Raw genomic sequence first — 1,692 nt, forward strand, 5'->3', positions numbered from 1 at the left:
GGGGGCGTCGGCACCCACGCGGGGTTGGCGGCCTGGCACGGGCGGGCGGGCCGACCCCCTTCGCCGGCCGGGGGAACAGCGTCGCCCCGGCGAGAAGACCGAGGCCGGCAGTGAGGGCGAGGCGCCACCAGGGTCGCCCGGCCCCGTCGTCTCGGGGGGATGTCGCCATGTTCGTATCCGCCGGGGTCGGAAAAGCCCTGTCCCGCCAACGCGGCGGGCGCGCTCGCGTTGCCTCCGTGGGCGGACCCGGCCTATAACCCGGCCAAATGCCGCTGCGGCGACGTATGCGTGCCCCTCCGTTCCACCTCCGTATCGATCCAAGGTCACGCCATGGCCGGCCATTCCCAGTTCAAGAACATCATGCACCGCAAGGGCCGCGTCGACGCGGTCCGCTCCAAGATCTTCGGCAAGCTCGCCCGAGAGATCACGGTGGCGGCCAAGCTCGGCATGCCCGACCCGGCGATGAACGCGCGCCTGCGCGCCGCCATCATCGCGGCCCGGGCCGAGAACGTGCCCAAGGACAATATCGAGCGCGCCATCAAGAAGGCCTCGGGCGCCGACGCGGAGAGCTACGACGAGATCCGCTACGAGGGCTACGGCCCGGGCGGCGCCGCCCTCATCGTCGAGGCGCAGACCGACAACCGCAACCGCACCGCCTCCGACGTACGCTCGGCCTTCACCAAGTCCGGCGGCAGCCTCGCCGAGACGGGGGCCGTCTCCTTCATGTTCGACCATGTCGGCGTGGTGGAGTTCGACGCCTCGGTGGCGGATGCCGACACCATGCTGGAAGCCGCCATCGAGGCCGGTGCCGACGACGTGCGCTCCTCCGAGGACGGCCACGAGATCACCTGCGCCCAGGATTCCTACGGCGAGGTCTCGAAGGCGCTGGAGGCCCGGTTCGGCGAACCGCGCCGCACGGCCTTGGTCTGGAAGGCGCAGAACACCATCGAGGTCGACGACGAGACCGGCGAGAAGCTGATCCGCCTCGTGGAGGTCATCGAGGACCAGGACGACGTCCAGAACGTCTACGTCAACTTCGCGCTCTCCGACGCGCTGGTGGCCAAGCTCGAAGGCTGAAGGGCCACCGTTACCCTTCCTCTCGATCTGAGGATTGCCCGAGACGGATCGATCCGAATTGGGTCGGGGAAGAGCGATCGTGCATGGCCTCGCCCTCGAACCGAGGAGGGAATTCACCCTCCCCGCGTGCGGGGCGAGGGGATGCACACGCCTTCGTCTCCGCGCGCGACGGCTCAGACGCGAGGCATCGCCCCGCCGCCTCTCCTCGTCAGGTCGGCCCGACCGTGATCGTCGGACCGGGCAGAGGTCTGGGATCGGCCGGAAGGACTGTCATGGTGGCGTGTCGCCCGACCGCTGCGGGGAAATCGCGGACCGGAACGGGACGTCGGGCGGCAGGCGAACGTGGTTTGGTTCGTCTTCGATCGGACGGGTATGGAACGACGACATCCGCATCCATCCCCCGATCCATGCGACGATACTGCGCTCGTGTCTCCGCCCGGGTCGTAAATGAAGTCCGGTGATGCGGGCCGACGTTGCATGCGTCGCGTCATCCCATAGCGTCAGGCGCGAATGACCGTCGAGCACCGTAAAGAGAAGACACCGGCGGTTTTGCCCGACGTTCTTCTGGACTTGAACGAGGTCCCGATCACCGAAGCGTTGGCAGGACGTCCCACC

2 protein-coding genes are annotated in these 1,692 nt (G+C 68.4%); one reads left to right on the plus strand and one right to left on the minus strand.

Annotated elements, in window-relative coordinates:
- Positions 1 to 330 precede the first annotated feature (330 nt).
- Entirely contained in the window at positions 331 to 1,077 is a 747-nt protein-coding gene (locus MBTS_RS22900; RefSeq protein WP_018041971.1) for a YebC/PmpR family DNA-binding transcriptional regulator, read from the plus strand.
- 270 nt (positions 1,078 to 1,347) lie between these two features.
- On the opposite strand, the gene MBTS_RS23575 is transcribed toward MBTS_RS22900, so the two are convergent.
- Positions 1,348 to 1,692: hypothetical protein (locus MBTS_RS23575; protein ID WP_210322929.1), on the minus strand; the 345-nt coding region annotated here is incomplete at its 5' end.

Origin of the sequence: Methylobacterium bullatum, from assembly GCF_014845095.1 — a bacterium.
GTDB classification, from domain to species: domain Bacteria; phylum Pseudomonadota; class Alphaproteobacteria; order Rhizobiales; family Beijerinckiaceae; genus Methylobacterium; species Methylobacterium bullatum.